This is a genomic window from Serratia sp. BIGb0163 (genome assembly GCF_024809935.1).
In the GTDB taxonomy this organism is placed as follows: domain Bacteria; phylum Pseudomonadota; class Gammaproteobacteria; order Enterobacterales; family Enterobacteriaceae; genus Serratia; species Serratia quinivorans.
On the sequence record NZ_JANUDZ010000001.1, the window covers coordinates 1,919,809 to 1,939,424 of the forward strand.

The window sequence follows — 19,616 nt, forward strand, 5'->3', positions numbered from 1 at the left end:
ACAACGAGAAATCAGGGAAGGTCTGTTATTTTTTCTTTCTAGCCCAACCAAGGACTTTACCATTAGCGATCCCCGCAGTGTTATTTACAGCTTCGAGCTGTGCACCTTGTGAAAACTACCGCCAGATGATTACAGTATAATGACATTCAACCCTGCCGCGTTACTAAAATGTAAAAAGTTTTAATCTTTTTTGTTTTCACGCGGCGCAAGAACACTATATCACGCCGATTACGTCATTCAATAAAATTTTTAACATGCATAATATCAAATGGTTACCATTAAATGGCGTCGATGACATTTTGGTTTCCCGATTAAATTTCATCCAACTCAGAACCTGTCAATCCCCCAAAATTTATAAATAAAAAAGGCGGGAAAGCTCCCGCCCTGATGCTGAATGATTACGCCGACAGGCAAGTCCTGAAGTTACTCGAAGGTATAAGAGACGCTCAATCCGCCGCCCCAGTTTCTGCCCGGTGCCGGTTCGTAGTAACGGCCATTACCTTCATTAACGATCACCGACCCTACATATTGTCGGTCAAACAGATTATCTACCCGGCCGAAAACGTTAAGCATCCAATTACCCAGCGGATAGCGGTAGCCAGTATTCAAACCAACGGTGGTATAAGCCGGGGCCTGCTCCGTGTTGGCATCGTTAACTTCAATATCACTCATATAGCGCACCTCTGCGCCGGCATACCAACCTTCCGGCGGTGACCAGGCAAGCGAGGCATAGCCCATATTGCGCGCAATGCCCGGCATGCGGTTGCCACTGGGCACCATGTTGGTCGCCGAACACTGGCTGTCGCCGCACACATCATCGCGATAGCGTGCATCCAGCAGCGTCCAGGCCAGCTGTACCCGCCAGTCATAAGCGAATTGCTGATCCAGCGCCAGCTCCAGACCACGCCTGCGGGTCTGCCCGGCGTTTTTGTAGCTGGTGCGCCCGTTGCTGCTTTCATCCACCACGATTTCGTTACGGGTGTCAGTCTGGAAAACGGCGGCGGTCAGCAGGCCATTGCCAATGCGGGTTTTACTGCCCAGCTCCACCGTGTCGCTGGTCGAGGGATTCAGGCCGAAGTTCAGCCCGGCCTGATCGCCTGAACGGTAAGACAGTTCGTTAATGGTCGGCGTCTCAAAACCGCGACCGGCGGAAAGATACAGGTTCCAACCGCTCATCACCGCATAGTTGAGGGATCCGGCAGGCAGCCACTGATGGTAACTGGCGCTGCCGCTGTCATCGCCATTGGCACCGGTAACGTAGTGATCGTTAGAGTCGAAATTGACGGTGCTGTAACGCATACCAACATCCAGCGTCAGCTGTTGCGTCAACTGCCATGAGGTTTGCAGGTAAGGATCCACATTCCACATCAGGTTGCGTTCGTTACGGCGCAGCGCTCCCTCGGTGCCCAACTCGGTGACACCGTTGACCTGAGTAAAGTTTTCATACCCTTTGCGCTGCTCGGTCATGGTTTCATAATCCAGCCCGCCGGTCAGGGTATATGGCACGCCCAGCTCGCCACGGTGCGTCCAGCGGGTATCAATCCCCTGATAATGGCGCGTCAGATCAATCACCCCGCCCGGATGCTGCGCACTGCGCTGCTGTACCGCGACCGGAATCGACTGGTACTGAGTGGTTTCACGCTCACCGGCATACATCATGATGCTGAGATCGTCATCAACGCCCATCTCACGCTGGTAGTGCAACCCGGCCTGAGTTTGTGACGTGGTTTTGCGCGTATTGTACTGATCGGCTCGCGGTGCCTGGCGCGGATTATCGTGCCATTCGGCATTCGTCAGGCCGCCCGGATCGTTGGCGTTGATATCTACACTGTTGAACAGCAGCGTGAGCGTACTGACATCGTCGATGCGAACACCGAGCTTGGCATTACCAAGATTTTTCCGCGCGCCACTGTGGTCACGGAACCCCTGAGTGGTGAAACGGGTGCCGGAAATGGTGTAGTTGACATCACCGGCGTGGGTACCGTCACCGGTTGCCCCGGTGGCCTTGACGCCATAGCGCCAGGTGCCGTAGCTGCCGAAGTACGAACCGGCCTCAATGCGGGGCGGCTGTTGGCCGGTTTCGGTTTCCACATTCACCATGCCGCCGGAGGCGTTACCGTAGAGCGCGGAAAACGGGCCACGTAACACTTCCACCTTCTCGACCGAGTTAAGGTCAATATTCGAGGTCTGCCCCTGCCCATCCGGCATGGTGGCCGGAATGCCATCGACATAGATACGCACGCCGCGCACGCCATACATTGAGCGCGCGCCGAAACCACGCACCGAGAGCTGCAAATCCTGCGCATAGTTCTGGCGGTTCTGAATTTGCAGACCCGGCACGCTGCCCAGGCTTTCCGACAGGTTGATCTGCGGCCTCGCCTCACGGATTTGATCGCCCGTGACCACGCTGACGGCAGCCGGGGTTGAGAGTTCAGAAAGACCGCTGCGTTTGGCCGTGACCACCATGGTCTGTTCGCTATCCTTGTCCTGCGCAAAGCTGGCAGAAACAGGCAGTAGGGCTGGAATAACCAGCGCTGAAACTGCCAACCGGTTTTTATGAGTGCTTTTCATCAGGAAAATGCCGTTAAAGGGATCGAAGGGTATGAACCATTTGGAACGTTATGGCCAGCATGTTAATGCTTTTAACAAAAAATGAAAATAGTTAGCCTAATTAAAGCCCGGTCCCCCAATTGCGCAAGGTCACTATTGATTTTAATTAACGGCGGTTCGTCGTGAATGGCTGCAAAATTCAGGCGGGGATCCCCCGCCTTGTAAGAGGTGAGTTATGCTTTCAACAGGCCGCTGCCCAGGTAATCATTGGCGTCTTTTACCCCCGGCAGCGCAAAGAAATAGCCGCCGCCGATCGGTTTGACATACTCTTCCAGCGCTTCGCCGTTCAGGCGTTTTTGCACCGTCAGGAAGCCTTTTTCCAGATCGGCCTGATAACAAACAAACAGCAACCCCATCTCCAACTGGCCGGAATTGGACACGCCAATTGAATAGCTGTAACCACGGCGCAACAGTAAGTTGCTCTGAGTTTGCGGCGTGCGCGGGTTGGCCAGGCGAATATGCGCGTCCATCGGGATCATTTTCCCCTCGGGATCTTGCGCGTAGTCCGGCTCGTCGTGCTCATGCTTCATGCCAAGTGGCGCACCGCTGTGCTTGTCGCGACCGAAGATGGTCTGCTGCTCCTGCAACGGCGTGCGATCCCAGAATTCCACATGGAAACGGATAATACGCGCGGCCTGATAGCTGCCACCCACCGCCCATGCCGGTTCCCCGGCGTTGTCTGCTGTCCACACCACCTGATCCATCAAGGGTTTGTCGCTGGTTTTCGGGTTGGCAGTGCCATCCTTAAAGCCCAGCAGGTTGATCGGCGTTTCCTTGCCTTTGCTACGCGCGGCGTGGGCAGAAATAAACCCTTCCCGCTTCCAGCGCACGCTGAGCAGATCCGGCGAATGCTTGATAATGTCGCGCAGCGCGTGGATCACCGTTTCATTGGTATTGGCGCAAATCTGCAGCACCAAATCCCCGTGGCACAGGCTGGCGTCCAGCGAGTCGTTCGGGAAGCGCGTCATTTTCTGCAGCCGCAGCGGTTTTTGCGCCTGCAGACCAAAACGTTCGTCAAATAACGAGGTACCGACCGACACGGTGATCGTCAGGTTATCCGGATAAATCTCCGGCCCCATGATGCCCGAATCGAGCGGTGGCAGTTTGGGATCCACCTCCGGTGCCCTGCCGCCGGTAGTCAGGAAGGCAATACGGGTGGTCAGCAACCGGAACAAACGCTCTAAATCCTGCTTGTTACTCGCCAGCACGTCGAACGCTACCAGCATCATCGCGGCCTGCTGCGGCGTGAGGATCCCGGCCTGATGCACTCCATAGAACGGTTGCTTCTGCCAACGTTCGTCCTGCGGTACCGCCAGCGGTTCGGCCGTTTTATCCGCCGCCTGGGTCAGACGGCTGCCGCCCAGCGCCAGCACGCCCAGCCCCAACCCCTGCAACAAACGACGGCGCGACGGTGACGCCGCGCCCTGTGGATGCGGCCCGTTTCCCGGGCCGATCTTGTTACTCATTATGCTTGCCTCAATCCAGACCCAGAACGCCACGCAGTTGTGAAAGGTCTTCCGCCAGAGTGGTGATTGGCCCTTTCATGGCATTGCGATCGGCATCAGTTAACTTCTCGTAAGACTCATAGCCGTCTTTGGTTTTGTACTTCGCCAAAATGGTATCAACGGTTTTAAAGTTGGCGTCGATCTTGTCCAGCAGCGGTTTGTTGGCCTTGACCAGCAACGGACGCAGCAGGTTAACGATTTTCTGCGCGCCGTCGACGTTAGCCTGGAAGTCCCACAGGTCGGTACGGCTGTAACGGTCTTCTTCACCGCTGATTTTGCTCGCCGCGACTTCTTCGATCAGACCGGCCGCCCCGCCGACAACTTTGCTCGGCGGGAAGGTCAAATCGGTGACGCGTTTTTGCAGCTCGACGGTGTCGTTGTACAGTTGGTCAGCGTATTTGCTCATGTCTTTGGTGGTGTTATCGGCAAACAGCGCTTTTTCCAGGCGGTGGAAACCGGTGAACTTCGGATCTTCCGCTTTCTTCTCGTAATCGTCTTCACGGGCGTCGATGCTGCCGTCCAGGTCGGAGAACAGTTCGGCGATCGGTTCAATGCGCTCGTAGTGCTGGCGCGTCGGTGCATAGAGTTTACGCGCCTCGGCCACGTTGCCGGCTTTCACCGCATCGGTGAACCGCTTGGTCTGTTTAACCAGGCCTTCCACTTCTTTGGTCACATAAACCTTGTATTCGGCAATCGGCCCGACCAAATCCATCGCATTCGGTTTGCCGTCGGTGGTGGCACCTGCGGCAGCGGTCACGGTCAGCTTGCCCTTCGGATTGCTGAGCAGTCCGCAGGTCATGTCGTATTCACCCGCCTCCAGGTTGGCGGTCATCTTCTGGGTGAAGCCCGGCGCGATATTCTCACGCTCTTCCACCACCATCACCCCTTTGAGGATTTCCCATTCGACGTTTTTCTGGCTGGTGTTGTGCACCACAAACTGGGTTTTACCGGCCGCTACCGTCAACTGCATCGGCTCACACTGTTTGTCGTTAACGGTAATTTTCACCTGCGGCACGTCCGCCGCCTGAGCGTTGATGCTTAGCGCGAACGCCGGCAGAGCCAGTAATGCTGCGTGCAACGCCTTGCGGCGGAATAATGGAGTAGACATACAGATTCCCTATTTAAATTAATGATTGATTTTACGTTGCGCCGAAACCGCTGCCGGTTCCGCACGCTGCGGCAGGAAAAAGAAAATCAGCGTTGGGATCAGATACAGGAAATAGACCGCCACTTCGCTTACCGTTGGCGCTTCCTGATAGCCGAAGATGCCTTCGAGCAGGGTGCCAAACAGCGAATGGGTCGACAGATGGTTACTGAAGTCGAACGCGATATCCTGGAAATGGTTCCACAACCCGGCCTCGTGGAAGGCGCGGATCGCCCCGGCAGCCAGACCGGCGGCCACAAACAGGATAAACAGGCTGGTCCACTTGAAGAACTTGGCCAGGTGCAACTTTACCCCGCCCCAGTAGATCATCATGCCCAGCACGATGGCCGCCACCAGGCCGAGTACCGCACCGATAGGCGCCGCAATGCCAACGTCTTGCTGGAAGGCTGCCAGCAGGAAAAACACCGATTCCAGACCTTCGCGGGCCACGGCAAAAAACACCATCGCCACCAGCGCCCAGCCCTGGCCTTTACCGGAGCTGAGTGCGTTATCGATAGCGCCTTCCAGATGCACCTTGACCGACTTGGATACTTTGCGCATCCAGAACACCATATAGGTGAGGATCAGCACCGCCACCACCGCAACAATGCCTTCAAACAGCTCTTGTTGCTTCTGCGGGAATTCGCCGGTGGTTTCATTGATGAAAATGCCGAGCGCCAGGCACAGGGCAGCGGCAACAATCACCCCTATCCATACCACGCCTAACCATTGACCGCGCTGCGTGCGTTTCAGGTAACTGGCAATCAGGCTGACGATCAACGCCGCCTCCAGCCCCTCACGGAACATGATAAGGAAGGGAACAAACATAATTAATAACCCCTAAAAAGGCATCTGCTGCGAAGCGCCCGCACGCCAGAAATAGCGGCAACGCCAATGTAAAGAAAAGTAAAACACAACGATAGTGATTATCATTCTGGCTGGAAGAAATACAAGAGCCGCAAGGGTGATTTTTTCTAATCAAATGTCGCCAGGTGTTTCAGGCAAGTGACAGAAAACCGCGGCGTGATAAATGACAAAGGGCGCATTAAGCGCCCTCAGACTGATGACAAACCTCATTCCTGCCCAGAGCGAGTAGAGGTCGATAAATAAAAATCAGGAAAATCAATTTATTGATTTTCGGCTGATCACCACAAAGCAGGAAAAACCACGTTTTTTCCTGCTTTGTCAGCAACCTAAGGGCGCATTAAGCGCCCTTTGAGATGATTAACTCGAGAGGATTAAACGGTTTTGAACTCGGCTTCTGCCTGATCAAAACGTTCGGTGATGGTTGCCGAAGGCTGACGCCCCATCAGGCTCACCACCACGATGGCGATACAAGCGAACAGGAAGCCCGGGATAATTTCATACAAATCCAACCAGGCAAACTGTTTCCAGACGATCACCGTTGCCGCGCCCACCAACATACCGGCCAAAGCGCCATTACGCGTCATGCGTGACCACATTACCGAGATCAACACCACCGGACCAAAGGCTGCACCGAAGCCGGCCCAGGCGTAGCTCACCAGACCCAGTACGCGGTTTTCCGGGTTTGCCGCCAGCGCGATGGCAATCAACGCCACCAGCAACACCATGAAGCGCCCGACCCACACCAGCTCACGCTGGCTGGCACCTTTACGCAGGAAGGCCTTGTACAGGTCTTCGGTAATCGCACTTGAACACACCAACAGTTGGCAGCTCAGAGTACTCATTACCGCCGCCAAAATCGCCGACAGCAGAATGCCCGCTACCCACGGGTTGAACAGGAGCATCGCCAATTCGATAAATACGCGCTCACCGTTCTGCGATACATTGCCCGCCTGATCCGGGTTATTGGCGAAGTAGGCAATCCCGAAGAAACCGACCGCAATGGTACCGGCCAGACACAGGATCATCCAGGTCATGCTGATGCGGCGTGCGCTGCGAATGGTGCGGTGAGAGTCTGCCGCCATAAAGCGCGCCAGAATGTGTGGCTGACCGAAGTAACCCAGGCCCCAACCCAGCAGCGAGAGGATCGCCACAAAGTTCAGACCTTTCAGCATATCGAGATTGGCCGGATTCTTGGCCTCAATCACCATCATCGAGGTATCAATGCCGCCAACCGCGAAGATAACAATCACCGGCGTCAGGATCAGCGCGAAAATCATCAGGCTGGCCTGCACGGTATCGGTCCAGCTCACCGCCAGGAATCCGCCGATAAAGGTATAAAGGATAGTGGCAGCAGCACCGGCCCACAGCGCGGTTTCGTAGCTCATCCCGAAGGTGCTCTCGAACAGGCGCGCACCGGCCACAATGCCGGAAGCACAGTAGATAGTGAAGAACACCAGGATAACAATGGCGGAAATCACCCGCAGCAACTTACTGTTGTCTTCGAAACGGCTGGTGAAGTAATCCGGCAGCGTCAGGGCATTATTGTTGGCTTCGGTATGCACGCGCAGCCGCCCCGCCACCAGCTTCCAGTTGAAATAAGCACCGATCGTCAGGCCAATGGCAATCCAGCTTTCGGAGATGCCGGACAGGAAGATGGCGCCCGGCAGGCCCATCAACAGCCAGCCGCTCATGTCTGATGCGCCGGCAGAAAGCGCGGTCACTACGCTACCCAGGCTACGACCGCCCAGAATGTAGTCGTCAAAGTTATTGGTTGCCCGATAGGCAAGTAAGCCGATTAACACCATCCCGAAGATATACACCAGGAAGGTCACCAGCATCGGTGTGCTCATTGTCATGAAATTCTCCACTCTCATTATTATTTCGCGCTGTATTGCGATAGTTACTGCTTGCCAATCCGCCGGAACGTGGCGAAATTGCGGGACCCCGCAGGTGAAAATAGTTTCCGCCCGCAATTGTCTGACTGCCGGCTATCCTAGATGACCCATTCATTATCCAACAAGGTATTTAACAACAAAGTTACACAAAGTTTACCCTGCGTCACATTTAACCGCTCTCAGGGTTACACCCGACGACACCAAACGGAGTTGCACCTAATAAAAATCTGATGTTAGCCCTGATATCACTGGGGATATCCCACTCAAACCCTCCCTCGCCCCCCTGTCGTACCAAAGGCCACGCAAGAACCATGCCGATTATTGATGTTAAAAAATCGATGGAACTCACACTTCGTTCATCCGCCTGATTTAACACGGTTGCACAAAGTTGCAACATGCTGGATATTGTCTGCATTCATCACAGCACACAACGCACGAACCTATCCCAGCAGCCTATCTGGCCCGCCGTTTGTATATAGGTTCTTAAACACAGGAGTTGGATTGGCATGGGCACTACCACCATGGGCGTAAAGCTCGACGAGGCAACTCGCGATCGCATCAAAAGCGCAGCACAGCGTATCGATCGCACGCCGCACTGGCTGATCAAGCAGGCCATTTTTAATTATCTCGAGCGTCTCGAGAACGGTTCCGACATTCCTGAAATCCCTGCCACTGCCGCTGCCGGCCAGGCCGAAGCGGACGACATTATGCCGCAACTGCAGGAAGAGTCCCACCAGCCATTCCTTGAATTTGCTGAACAAATTCTGCCGCAGTCGGTCAACCGCGCGGCGATCACCGCAGCCTATCGCCGTCCTGAGACCGAAGCGGTGCCGATGTTGCTCGAACAGGCGCGCTTACCTGCCGATCTCGCCAAAGCCACCCATAAGATGGCTTACGATATTGCCGAGAAACTGCGTAACCAAAAGAGTGCAAACGGCCGCGCCGGTATGGTGCAGGGCCTGCTGCAGGAGTTCTCACTTTCTTCACAGGAAGGCGTGGCACTGATGTGCCTGGCGGAAGCCCTGCTGCGTATTCCTGACAAACCAACCCGTGACGCGCTGATCCGCGACAAAATCAGCAACGGCAACTGGCATTCTCACCTTGGCCGTAGCCCGTCGCTGTTCGTTAACGCCGCCACCTGGGGCCTGCTGTTTACCGGTAAACTGGTCGCGACGCATAACGAAGCCAATCTGTCGCGCTCACTGAACCGTATTATCGGCAAGAGCGGTGAACCGCTGATCCGTAAAGGCGTGGACATGGCGATGCGCCTGATGGGCGAACAGTTCGTGACCGGTGAAACCATCGCCGAAGCGCTGGCCAACGCCCGCAAGCTGGAAGACAAAGGCTTCCGCTACTCCTACGATATGCTGGGTGAAGCCGCGCTGACCGAAGCCGACGCGCAAGCCTACCTGGTGTCCTACCAGCAGGCGATCCACGCCATCGGCAAGGCCTCTAACGGCCGTGGGATCTATGAAGGTCCGGGCATTTCGATCAAGCTTTCCGCCTTGCATCCGCGCTACAGCCGTGCGCAGTACGAACGCGTAATGGAAGAGCTTTACCCTCGCCTGCTGTCATTGACCCTGCAAGCGCGCCAATATGATATCGGCATCAATATCGACGCCGAAGAAGCCGACCGCCTGGAGATTTCACTCGATCTGCTGGAGAAGCTGTGCTTTGAACCACAGTTGGCCGGCTGGAACGGTATCGGCTTCGTGATCCAGGCTTATCAAAAGCGCTGCCCGTTCGCCATCGACGCCGTGATCGACATGGCGCAGCGCAGCCGTCGTCGCCTGATGATCCGTCTGGTGAAAGGTGCCTACTGGGACAGCGAAATCAAACGCGCCCAAATGGACGGGTTGGAAGGCTATCCGGTTTACACCCGCAAGGTTTACACCGACGTTTCCTACCTGGCCTGCGCCCGCAAACTGCTGGCGGTGCCAAACCTGATTTATCCGCAATTTGCTACCCATAACGCCCACACCCTGAGCGCGATTTACCATATGGCGGGCAACAACTACTACCCAGGCCAGTATGAGTTCCAGTGTCTGCACGGCATGGGTGAACCTTTGTATGAGCAGGTGGTGGGTAAAGTGGCCGACGGCAAGTTAAACCGTCCGTGTCGCATCTATGCTCCGGTCGGTACCCATGAAACGCTGCTGGCGTACCTGGTGCGCCGCCTGCTGGAAAACGGGGCCAACACCTCATTCGTTAACCGTATCGCCGACGCTACCCTGCCGCTCGACGAACTGGTGGCCGATCCGGTCACCGCCGTTGAAGCCATGGCGGCCAGCGAAGGGCAAATTGGCCTGCCGCACCCACGTATCCCGCTGCCGCGTGAGCTGTATGGCGAGAAACGTACCAACTCCAGCGGTCTGGACCTGTCCAACGAACAGCGTTTGGCGTCACTGTCCAGCGCATTGCTGACCAGCGCCACACAGCCATGGCGCGCAGAACCGATTATCGATGCCGAGCTGGATCAGGGCGTGGAACAACCGGTAATTAACCCTGCCGAACCGGGCGATATCGTCGGTTACGTGCGCGAAGCCACCGAAGGGGAAGTCAGCCGGGCGCTCGACGCCGCTGCCGCTGCCGGCCCAATCTGGTTCGCCACCCCGCCGTCCGAACGCGCCGCCATTCTTGAACGCGCCGCTGAACTGATGGAAGGCCAGTTGCAAAGCCTGCTGGGTATTCTGGTACGCGAAGCGGGTAAAACCTTCAATAACGCCATTGCCGAAGTGCGTGAAGCGGTCGATTTCCTGCATTACTACGCCGGTCAGGTACGCGATGACTTCGCCAATGACAGCCACCGTCCACTGGGCCCGGTGGTTTGTATCAGCCCGTGGAACTTCCCGCTGGCAATCTTTACCGGCCAGATTGCCGCTGCGCTGGCGGCCGGCAACAGCGTGCTGGCCAAACCGGCCGAGCAAACCCCGCTGATCGCCGCACAGGCGGTACGTATTCTGCTGGAAGCCGGCATTCCACCAGGCGTGCTGCAGCTGCTGCCAGGCCAGGGTGAAAGCGTCGGCTCGGTGCTGGTCAATGATGCCCGCGTGCGTGGCGTGATGTTTACCGGCTCTACCGACGTTGCCGGTATTCTGCAACGCAATATCGCCGGTCGTCTGGATCCGCAAGGTCGCCCAACGCCGCTGATCGCCGAAACCGGTGGTCTGAACGCGATGATCGTCGACTCTTCCGCGCTGACCGAACAGGTGGTGACGGACGTGGTCGCCTCCGCCTTCGACAGTGCCGGCCAGCGTTGTTCTGCCCTGCGTATTCTGTGCATTCAGGAAGACGTGGCGGACCATACGTTGCAAATGCTGCGCGGTGCGATGGCCGAGTGCCGCATGGGTAACCCGGAACGCCTGTCTACCGACATCGGGCCGGTGATCGACGCCGAGGCCAAAACCGGTATCGAACGCCATATCCAGGCGATGCGCGCCAAGGGCCGCAAGGTCTATCAGGCGGCGAAAGGCAATGCGCAGGATGAGAAAGAGTGGTCACGCGGCACCTTTATCAAGCCAACGCTGATCGAACTGGACAGCTTCGACGAGCTGCAAAAAGAGATCTTCGGCCCGGTACTGCACGTGGTGCGCTTCCAGCGCTCGAATATGGAATCGCTGGTCGATCAGATCAACGCCGCCGGTTATGGCCTGACGCTGGGTATCCACACCCGTATCGACGAGACCATTGCCCGCGTCACCGAACGCGCCAAGGTCGGTAACCTGTACGTTAACCGTAACATGGTCGGTGCCGTGGTCGGCGTGCAGCCGTTTGGTGGCGAAGGCCTGTCCGGCACCGGTCCGAAAGCCGGTGGCCCACTGTATCTGTACCGCTTGCTGGCCAACCGTCCGGATGACGCGGTGCTGCGTACCCTGAACCGTCAGGACGACGAGCGCCCACTGGAGGCTACCGCACGGCCACAACTGCTCAAAGCCCATCAGGCTCTGGAGCAATGGGCCGTTGCCGAAAAACAATCTGAGTTGGTGACGCTGGCACAACGCTACGCCGAACTGGGCCAGGGCGGCACCCTGCGCCCTCTGCCAGGCCCGACCGGCGAGCGCAATACCTACGCCCTGCTGCCGCGTGAGCGGGTACTGTGCCTGGCCGATAACGAAGCCGATGCTCTGACGCAACTGGCTGCGGTACTGGCCGTGGGCAGCAGCGTGCTGTGGCCGGAAGCCGAGCTGCAACGCGCCCTGTATCGCCGCCTGCCGGTGGCGGTTCAGGCCAGCATCAGTTTCAGCAAAGACTGGCAGCAGGACAAGGTGGAGTTTGACGCCGCCATTTACCACGGCGACGCCGATCAGTTGCGTACCCTGTGCGAGCAAATCGCCCAGCGCAGCGGCGCGATCGTTTCGGTGCAGGGCTTTGCCCACGGCGAAACCAACATCCTGTTGGAACGTCTGCTGATCGAACGCTCGCTGAGTGTCAACACCGCAGCCGCCGGCGGTAACGCCAGCCTGATGACCATTGGTTAATCCGTAGCGCTGGATTACTGCCTTTTATCATCCAGCCTGCGTACCTTCCCGCAAACCCTGCACTCGTGCAGGGTTTTTTATTGTCTGCACAAAAGCGGCACGTTAGCGTATTAATCTCGTTGCCATAGAGTGTGTATGGTGTGTACAATAAAAGGACGGTAGGCGTGTGAAAAGTTCAGAACTGATCGGGCTATTAGAACAGGAAGGTTGGGTTTTAGAGCGGATAAAGGGAAGCCACCATCAGTTTAAACACCCAGGATCCCGCCTGGTGATCACCGTTCCACACCCGCGTAAGGATCTTAAACCGGGAACGCTGCGCCAAATCATGAAAGATGCCGGACTGCGCTAACCCCCGGCACCATGAATTAACAGGAGAAATTATGTTCTACCCTGCTTATGTACATTCAGAACACGACGGCAGCGCCAGCGGTTTCTTTCCCGATGTGCCGGGCTGCTATTTTGCAGGCGATACCCTCGATAGAGCCTTTGAAGACGCCAAAAGCGCGCTGGACGCACATTTCGAACTTCTGAGCGAAGACAACCAGTCCATCCCACGCCCACAGGCCGTTTCCTTCCATCTGGCGCAGGAGAGCGACACGCTGAATGGCGGACAGTGGCTGCTGGTCGACATCAATATGGATAAGTTTGACGGTCGGGCTGAACGTATCAATATTACCCTGCCGCACCGCCTGCTGAACCGTATCGATTCAATGGTACAGCAGCATCCGGGCTATGGTAGCCGCAGCGCCTTTTTGGCCGCAGCCGCCCGTAATGAATTATTGAACGCTGGCTAATCGAGAGTCAGGGGGCAAAATGCCCCCCTTCTTACTGATTCAAAAACTTGTCGAGGAATTGCTGGGTGCGCTGGTGTTGCGGATTAGCGAACAGCTCTTTCGCCGGGCCCTGCTCAACAATGCGGCCGTGGTCCATAAAGATGGCGCGGTCGGCCACATCACGGGCAAAGCTCATTTCGTGCGTCACAATCACCATGGTGCGCTTTTCTTCCGCCAGCGAACGGATGGTATTGAGCACCTCGCCCACCAGTTCCGGATCCAGTGCAGACGTGGGTTCATCAAACAGGATCACTTCCGGTTGCATCGCCAACGCCCGGGCAATCGCCACCCGTTGCTGTTGGCCACCGGAAAGACGACGTGGATAGGCAGACTCTTTACCGTTTAAGCCCACTTTAGCCAACAATGCCCGTGCCCGCTGTTCGGCGCTGGCTTTTGACTCGCCTTTAACGATAACCGGGCCTTCAATAATATTCTCCAGCACCGAACGGTGTGGGAACAGGTTGAAGCTCTGGAACACGAACCCGACTTGCTGGCGTAACGCCCGCACCAAATTTTTCTGTTTGCTCAGCGACTTGGAACTGTCAATCTGAATATCGCCGACGCGAATGGTACCGGAATCCGGTACTTCCAACAGGTTGATGCAGCGCAGCAAGGTGGTTTTACCCGAGCCGCTGGGCCCGATAATCGCTACCACTTCGCCCGCACTGACCTCCAGATCAATCCCATGCAGCACCGTTTGACCTTTGAACTGCTTGATCAGCTGTTTCACTTCGATGGCACTCATGGGTTACTCCTGATCCTGGCGGTTGACGTGGGCTTCCAGACGATTTTGCAGCGCAGAAAGCAGAGTCGCCATCACCCAGTAAATCAGCGAGGCCGCCAGATACATGGTGAACACTTCCAGCGTGCGTGAGGTAATCAACTGAGCCTGACGGAACAGCTCCGGTACCTGAATGGTCGCCGCCAGCGAGGTGTCTTTCACCAGGCCGATAAAGCTGTTACCCAACGGAGGCAATGCGGTACGCGCCGCCTGCGGCAAGATCACCCGGCGCAGCGTCTGCCAGCGGGTCATACCGATGCTGGCCGCGGCTTCCCACTGCCCTTTTTCGATCGACGAAATCGCCGCACGCAGGGTTTCTGAGGTATAAGCCGCGGTATTGAGCGACAGACCAATCAGCGCCGCCGGGAAGGGATCAAACTCGATGCCGAACTGCGGCAGACCATAGTAAATCATGAACAGCTGGGCAATCAGCGGCGTGCCACGGAACAGCGACACGTAGAAACGCGACAGCCAGGACAGCGGCCATAACGGCGAAAGGCGCATCAGCGCCAGCAGAAAACCGAGCATTAAGCCGAGCGCCATGCCCCCCAGACTGAGCTGGAGAGTGAGTATCGCGCCCTTCAATAAAAATGGCGCTGAATCCAGCGCCAGTTGAATACTTTCGTGCATTATTTAGTTACGTCCGCGCCAAACCATTTGTCAGAGATCTTCGCCAGCGTGCCGTCTTTTTGCATGTCGGCAATTGCCTGGTTAATCGCGGCCAGCAGTTCCGGGTTGTTTTTACGTACCGCAACGCCAGACTCCTGACGAGAGAACGCCGGGCCGGCTACCGCCAGCGTATCGCCGGTTTTCTTCACCAGATCCAGTGCGGCCAGACGGTCAACCAGAATGGCATTGATACGGCCTACGCGCAGATCCTGGTATTTGGTCGGGTCATCATCATAGGTGCGCACGTCCACGCCCTGCACATTGTCACGCAACCACTGTTCGTAGTTGGTGCCCAGGCCGACGCCGACCTTCTTGCCCTTCAGATCTTCCGGCTTGGTGATGGTGCCTTCATTGCCCTTCTTCACCAGTGCCTGAATACCGGAGACGGTATAAGGCGTGGAGAAATCATATTTCTTCTGACGCTCTGGCGAAATGGTCACCTGGTTGATCACCACGTCGATACGCTTTGAATCCAGCGAGGCCAGCATGCCGTCCCACTTGGTCGGGTTCAGCTTGGCTTTTACGCCAAGATGCTGCGCCAACGCATTGGCGAAATCTACTTCGAAGCCGGTCAGTTTGCCGTCTTCCCCCTGGAAGCTGAACGGCGGGTAAGTGCCTTCCAGCCCGACGACCAGAGTCCCGTGATGCTTCACCTGCTCCAGCAGGTTATCGGCGGCATAGGTTTGCGCACTCAAACCGGCGGTCAGCGCAACGCTCATTACTCCCAGCAGCAATTGACGACGAACTTTAGAAAACATCATAAACACCCCATCTGTTGTTTATCTTTTTTGATATCAGCACTTTAACAGCCACAACATTTGAACGCAGGAATATAACATTATAAATATAGTTCAAAATGGAATAACCAAGTGCGCTCACACCAGTGGATGGTAGGCAAATAACGCCGGAGCACCGCCGGTGTGGATGAACAGAATCGGGCCGTCATCACGGAAACGCTGCTGGGCTACGCCGTCAATCAGCCCAGCCATTGCCTTGCCGCTATACACCGGATCCAGTAACACTCCTTCCTGCTGCGCCAGCAACTGAATAGCCGCCAGCCCTTCTTCATTGGGCATACCGTACTGCGGTGCGAAGTAATCATCCCACAGGGTGATGGGTGCCAGTTCGTCGATAGCCAAACTGTTAGCCAGCGCTTTTTGGATCAGTTCCACCTTGGGCAATTGGTCGATAACTTTGCGTGAAACGGTCACACCGACAAGCTCAGTCTCCGGCAGCAATTGCTGCAGACCGACCGCCAGCCCGGCATGGGTACCGGCACTGCCAGACGCAACCACTACCGAGCTGAAAGCGACGTTGCTGCGTTGACTCTGCTCGGCAATTTCCAGCGCACACTGTACGTAACCCAATGCACCCAGCGCATTGGAGCCACCTACCGGTACCACATAAGGTCGGAAGCCTTGTGCTTCGAGGCGTGTAGCCAGATCGGCCAACTGCTGCTGCGGATCGTGCAGCGCTTCGCACATTTCCACCTGCGCGTTGAACAGCCCGAGCAGCAGGCGGTTGCCGTTGGTCAGATAATTTTCTTCCTGGGTGTCGATCGGATTTTCCAGCAACGCCACACAGTGCAGGCCCAACTTGGCCGCCACCGCCGCCGTTTGGCGCACATGGTTGGATTGGATGGCACCGGCGGTGACCAGCGTATCGGCTCCCTGCCGCAGCGCATCTGCGGCCAAAAACTCAAGCTTTCTCAGTTTGTTACCGCCCATCGCCATCGGCGTGACGTCGTCACGTTTGATGTAAATTTCACGGCCAAGGTAGTCTGAGAGGCGAGACAGTTTTTCGAGCGGTGTGGCAGAACCGACTAAATCGAGACGCGGGAACTGCGCCAATTTTTGTTGCAGATTCACAACTTCCCCCAGGGAATAAGGTATCAATAGCTAAAGGATAGATTTAGCAGATGTGAACCTAATAATCACTCTTTATTCGTAATGGGAGAGCGGTGGAAACCCCGGCTGGCCTGCCGGGGAGGCAAGATCAGTAGCTTTTCTGCCAGGCGAGATATTGGTCGTATTTACGCAGGGCAATGCGGTAATTGTTGTGTGCCGCAGAAGGCAAGTCTTCAATGATGCGTTGATGGCTGGCGTTGCTGGCAAACTTGTCTGCCGGGTAGTTGCGTTCCACCAGCATTTCGTCCAGCCGACGCAGGCGCACCACGTACTCGCGAATGGTGCTGTGGCTCATTTCGGTCTGCTCAAACAGATACTGCTTGAAGGCCATAATGTCGAAATAGCTCGGATGGCTGTTGCAGGAAATTTCACTGCAGAACCGGCACAGTGCGGTCAGCTCATTTTGCACGTTCAGCCAGACGTGATCGTCAATCGGCTGATCCATACGCGCGATGGCGTCTTTATTGATGATTTTGCCACGAAACACCAACGCCATGCGATCCAACAACTTACCGCACTGGGAGCAATGAGTCTGGCTGTGTTTGTAATCTTTTAAATAACGGCTCAGCGGCCGTTTTTTCAACATTATTCCTGGCATTAGGCAGTCCGGTTTTCGCAATGGTGGCAAGGTTGAAGGTTCAGAGTTGAATGCATGTCAGTTCTCGCTTGCCAAACGGGCGCGCAGGCGCTTGATCGCCTGACTGTGCAGCTGGCTGACTCGCGATTCCCCCACGTCCAGCACGGCACCGATCTCCTTCAGGTTCAACTCTTCCTGGTAATACAGCGTCAGCACCATTTTCTCGCGTTCCGGCAACGCCTCGATGGCGTCGATCACCCGTTGGCGCAGATTGCCCTCCAGCAGATGATGTAACGGATTGGCCTCTTCGTGCCCTTCCAGCAGCGGTTCCGCACTTTCGCCATGCTCTTCCCGCCATTCGTCGTAGGAGAAAAGCTGGCTGTTATTGGTGTCCAACAGAATTTGACGGTACTCATCCAGTGACAGATTCAGCGTCTGCGCAACTTCCACTTCGCTGGCCGGGCGGCCCAGTTGCTGTTCCAATTGCCGCATAACCTGCGCCACTTCACGCGCATGGCGACGTACACTGCGCGGCACCCAGTCGCGGCTGCGCAGCTCATCAAGCATGGCGCCACGGATACGTTGCACCGCGTAGGTAGTAAAGGCCGTGCCCTGCATAGCGTCATAACGCTCAACGGCGTTCAACAGGCCGATTCCTCCGGCCTGCAACAGATCGTCGAGCTCCACGCTGGCGGGCAGCCTGACCTGCAGGCGCAACGCCTCGTGGCGCACTAACGGAACGTAGCGTAGCCAGAGAGAATTTTTGTCCATCACGCCTTCGGCGGTATACAAATCGCTCACTATGTCTAAAACCTGCGGATAAGAGAGTCAGCGCTATTATCCGTAGGGGGCAAAATGCCAATCGGCTGAACAGTCGTACAAAACAGGCCTTATTTGCGCCATGCACTATCCCGGCGGCAAGCGACCATAAAAAAACCCCGCCGAGGCGGGGTTCTTTTGCGACAGGTTAATCGGGGAGAGTCGATTAACGCAGCAGGGACAACACGTTCTGAGTAGACTGGTTAGCCTGTGCCAGAACAGAGGTGCCAGCCTGTTGCAGGATGTTGGCACGGCTCATGTTGGACACTTCGGTCGCGTAGTCAGCATCCTGAATACGAGACTGGGAAGCAGACAGGTTGTTCACAGTGCTGTTCAGGTTGTTGATAACAGAATCGAAACGGTTCTGTACCGCACCCAGGGAAGAACGCAGACCGTCAACCTGAGACAGTGCCTTGTCCAGGGTAGCCAGTGGGTCAGCAGTTTTAGGGTCGGTAGACTGCTGAACGCCTTTGGTCACTTTACCGGCGGAGTCTACAGAAGCCTTGAAGAAAGCATCGTTGCCATCAGCATCTTTGCCTTTAACCACGTAGCCGGCTTTACCTGCTGGATCGGTGAAAGTGCGCAGTTCGTCACCAGCGGCCAGACCGGTTACTGGGTTGGTGCCTACTTTAACCTGAGTAGCTTCTTTCATGCCCGCAGTCGGTTTGGTCGCAGTAGCAGTAGAGTCCCAGCTCGCTTTACCGGTTCCATCTACAGTCGCGTCATAGATAGCGCCAGCGGTGTCTTTAACGAAGTAGTTAACAGTGCCAGTACCGTCATCAGCAGAGTACAGTTTGCCATCGCTGGTAGCTTTTGGTGCCGTTTTGGAATCCGCATCAATGGTCGGTGCGCCCATTTTGTCGGTAGTGGTCAGTTTAGTCGTACCCACTTTAGAGGTATCGATTGGATCTGCAACGCTGAACTTGTCCAGGCCCAGAGTTTTAGCATTGATGTTTTTCAGATCAATCTGGATGGTTTCGTTGTCGTTGGCACCCACCTGGATGGTCAGTTTCTGGTCGCCGCTCAACACTTTCACGCCGTTGAAATCGGTTTGTTCAGAGATACGGTTGATCTCGGACAGACGCTGAGTGATCTCGTCCTGGATGGACTGCAGGTCGCTGGAAGAGTTGGAACCGTTCTGAGACTGTACGGTCAGACGACGAATGTTTTGCAGGTTGTCGTTAACTTCGTTCAGTGCGCCTTCAGTGGTCTGCGCCAGAGAGATACCGTCGTTGGCGTTACGGGAAGCCTGAGTCAGGCCTTTGATGTTAGCGGTGAAGCGGTTAGAGATTGCCTGACCCGCGGCATCGTCCTTGGCGCTGTTGATACGCAGACCAGAAGACAGACGCTCGATCGCAGTACCCAAAGAAGACTGTGATTTGTTCAGGTTGTTCTGCGCCATCAGCGACAGGCTGTTGGTGTTAATTACTTGTGCCATTGTATGCTTTCCTTACGAGTCAGTTGCGATCTTCGCAACAGGGTTTAAATGGTTCGGGCTGCTTTGCCCACGGCGTCAACCACCGTCCCATCA

The 19,616-nt window shown here is 56.0% G+C and carries 15 protein-coding genes; 3 read left to right on the forward strand and 12 right to left on the reverse strand.

The features are described from left to right. Positions 1–423: 423 nt before the first annotated feature. The 5 genes from pqqU to putP form a co-directional block, all read right to left on the reverse strand. Positions 424–2,571: a TonB-dependent receptor PqqU gene (gene pqqU / locus M2406_RS09215; protein WP_012145648.1), complete on the reverse strand. Its 2,148-nt coding sequence runs from the start codon at positions 2,569–2,571 to the stop codon at positions 424–426. Between the two features lie 212 nt (positions 2,572–2,783). Next, entirely contained in the window at positions 2,784–4,076 is a 1,293-nt protein-coding gene (efeB, locus tag M2406_RS09220; RefSeq protein ID WP_259189716.1) for an iron uptake transporter deferrochelatase/peroxidase subunit, read from the reverse strand. Positions 4,077–4,086: 10 nt separating this feature from the next. Next, positions 4,087–5,223 (reverse strand): iron uptake system protein EfeO, encoded by a 1,137-nt coding sequence (gene efeO, locus M2406_RS09225; RefSeq protein WP_012145650.1) that lies wholly within the window; start codon positions 5,221–5,223, stop codon positions 4,087–4,089. Positions 5,224–5,241: 18 nt separating this feature from the next. After that, positions 5,242–6,087: an iron uptake transporter permease EfeU gene (gene efeU / locus M2406_RS09230; RefSeq protein ID WP_012145651.1), complete on the reverse strand. Its 846-nt coding sequence runs from the start codon at positions 6,085–6,087 to the stop codon at positions 5,242–5,244. A gap of 410 nt (positions 6,088–6,497) precedes the next feature. Continuing rightward, positions 6,498–7,982, reverse strand: coding sequence for a sodium/proline symporter PutP (gene putP / locus M2406_RS09235; protein WP_012145652.1), 1,485 nt, complete (start codon positions 7,980–7,982; stop codon positions 6,498–6,500). 545 nt (positions 7,983–8,527) lie between these two features. Here putP and putA point away from each other — a divergent pair. The 3 genes from putA (at position 8,528) to M2406_RS09250 (ending at position 13,293) form a co-directional block, all read left to right on the forward strand. Next, on the forward strand, positions 8,528–12,499 hold the full coding sequence (gene putA / locus M2406_RS09240) for a trifunctional transcriptional regulator/proline dehydrogenase/L-glutamate gamma-semialdehyde dehydrogenase (protein ID WP_259189717.1): 3,972 nt from the start codon (positions 8,528–8,530) through the stop codon (positions 12,497–12,499). Between the two features lie 166 nt (positions 12,500–12,665). Next, a complete protein-coding gene (locus tag M2406_RS09245) occupies positions 12,666–12,848 on the forward strand; it encodes a type II toxin-antitoxin system HicA family toxin (RefSeq protein WP_012145654.1) in 183 nt (60 codons plus the stop codon). A gap of 31 nt (positions 12,849–12,879) precedes the next feature. After that, a complete protein-coding gene (locus M2406_RS09250) occupies positions 12,880–13,293 on the forward strand; it encodes a type II toxin-antitoxin system HicB family antitoxin (RefSeq protein ID WP_012145655.1) in 414 nt (137 codons plus the stop codon). Positions 13,294–13,324: 31 nt separating this feature from the next. On the opposite strand, the gene tcyN is transcribed toward M2406_RS09250, so the two are convergent. From tcyN to M2406_RS09285, 7 genes are all read right to left on the reverse strand, one after another. Continuing rightward, the gene (tcyN, locus tag M2406_RS09255; protein ID WP_012145656.1) at positions 13,325–14,077 is read right to left on the reverse strand and encodes an L-cystine ABC transporter ATP-binding protein TcyN; all 753 of its coding nucleotides are present in this window, start codon (positions 14,075–14,077) and stop codon (positions 13,325–13,327) included. A gap of 3 nt (positions 14,078–14,080) precedes the next feature. Then, the gene (gene tcyL / locus M2406_RS09260; protein WP_012145657.1) at positions 14,081–14,743 is read right to left on the reverse strand and encodes a cystine ABC transporter permease; all 663 of its coding nucleotides are present in this window, start codon (positions 14,741–14,743) and stop codon (positions 14,081–14,083) included. Then, a complete protein-coding gene (tcyJ, locus tag M2406_RS09265) occupies positions 14,743–15,543 on the reverse strand; it encodes a cystine ABC transporter substrate-binding protein (protein WP_135344173.1) in 801 nt (266 codons plus the stop codon). Before tcyJ ends, tcyL begins: the two co-directional genes overlap by 1 nt. 114 nt (positions 15,544–15,657) lie before the next feature. Continuing rightward, complete coding sequence (locus M2406_RS09270) at positions 15,658–16,650, reverse strand: D-cysteine desulfhydrase (RefSeq protein ID WP_259189720.1); 993 nt, start codon at positions 16,648–16,650, stop codon at positions 15,658–15,660. A gap of 127 nt (positions 16,651–16,777) precedes the next feature. Continuing rightward, positions 16,778–17,287, reverse strand: a complete 510-nt coding sequence (gene fliZ / locus M2406_RS09275) for a flagella biosynthesis regulatory protein FliZ (protein WP_012145660.1) — start codon at positions 17,285–17,287, stop codon at positions 16,778–16,780. A 57-nt stretch (positions 17,288–17,344) separates the two neighbouring features. After that, on the reverse strand, positions 17,345–18,067 hold the full coding sequence (locus tag M2406_RS09280; RefSeq protein ID WP_012145661.1) for an RNA polymerase sigma factor FliA: 723 nt from the start codon (positions 18,065–18,067) through the stop codon (positions 17,345–17,347). A gap of 184 nt (positions 18,068–18,251) precedes the next feature. Beyond that, positions 18,252–19,523, reverse strand: a complete 1,272-nt coding sequence (locus tag M2406_RS09285; protein WP_259189721.1) for a FliC/FljB family flagellin — start codon at positions 19,521–19,523, stop codon at positions 18,252–18,254. Between the last annotated feature and the right edge of the window lie 93 nt (positions 19,524–19,616).

Bases quoted from the DNA above. Each gene is read 5' to 3' on its own strand.
- putP (WP_012145652.1), bottom strand. From the start codon at position 7,982: ATGACAATGAGCACACCGATGCTGGTGACCTTCCTGGTGTATATCTTC.
- fliZ (WP_012145660.1), bottom strand. From the start codon at position 17,287: ATGCCAGGAATAATGTTGAAAAAACGGCCGCTGAGCCGTTATTTAAAA.
- putA (WP_259189717.1), top strand. From the start codon at position 8,528: ATGGGCACTACCACCATGGGCGTAAAGCTCGACGAGGCAACTCGCGAT.
- efeB (WP_259189716.1), bottom strand. From the start codon at position 4,076: ATGAGTAACAAGATCGGCCCGGGAAACGGGCCGCATCCACAGGGCGCG.
- M2406_RS09250 (WP_012145655.1), top strand. From the start codon at position 12,880: ATGTTCTACCCTGCTTATGTACATTCAGAACACGACGGCAGCGCCAGC.
- tcyL (WP_012145657.1), bottom strand. From the start codon at position 14,743: ATGCACGAAAGTATTCAACTGGCGCTGGATTCAGCGCCATTTTTATTG.
- efeO (WP_012145650.1), bottom strand. From the start codon at position 5,223: ATGTCTACTCCATTATTCCGCCGCAAGGCGTTGCACGCAGCATTACTG.
- tcyJ (WP_135344173.1), bottom strand. From the start codon at position 15,543: ATGATGTTTTCTAAAGTTCGTCGTCAATTGCTGCTGGGAGTAATGAGC.
- tcyN (WP_012145656.1), bottom strand. From the start codon at position 14,077: ATGAGTGCCATCGAAGTGAAACAGCTGATCAAGCAGTTCAAAGGTCAA.
- efeU (WP_012145651.1), bottom strand. From the start codon at position 6,087: ATGTTTGTTCCCTTCCTTATCATGTTCCGTGAGGGGCTGGAGGCGGCG.
- M2406_RS09285 (WP_259189721.1), bottom strand. From the start codon at position 19,523: ATGGCACAAGTAATTAACACCAACAGCCTGTCGCTGATGGCGCAGAAC.
- pqqU (WP_012145648.1), bottom strand. From the start codon at position 2,571: ATGAAAAGCACTCATAAAAACCGGTTGGCAGTTTCAGCGCTGGTTATT.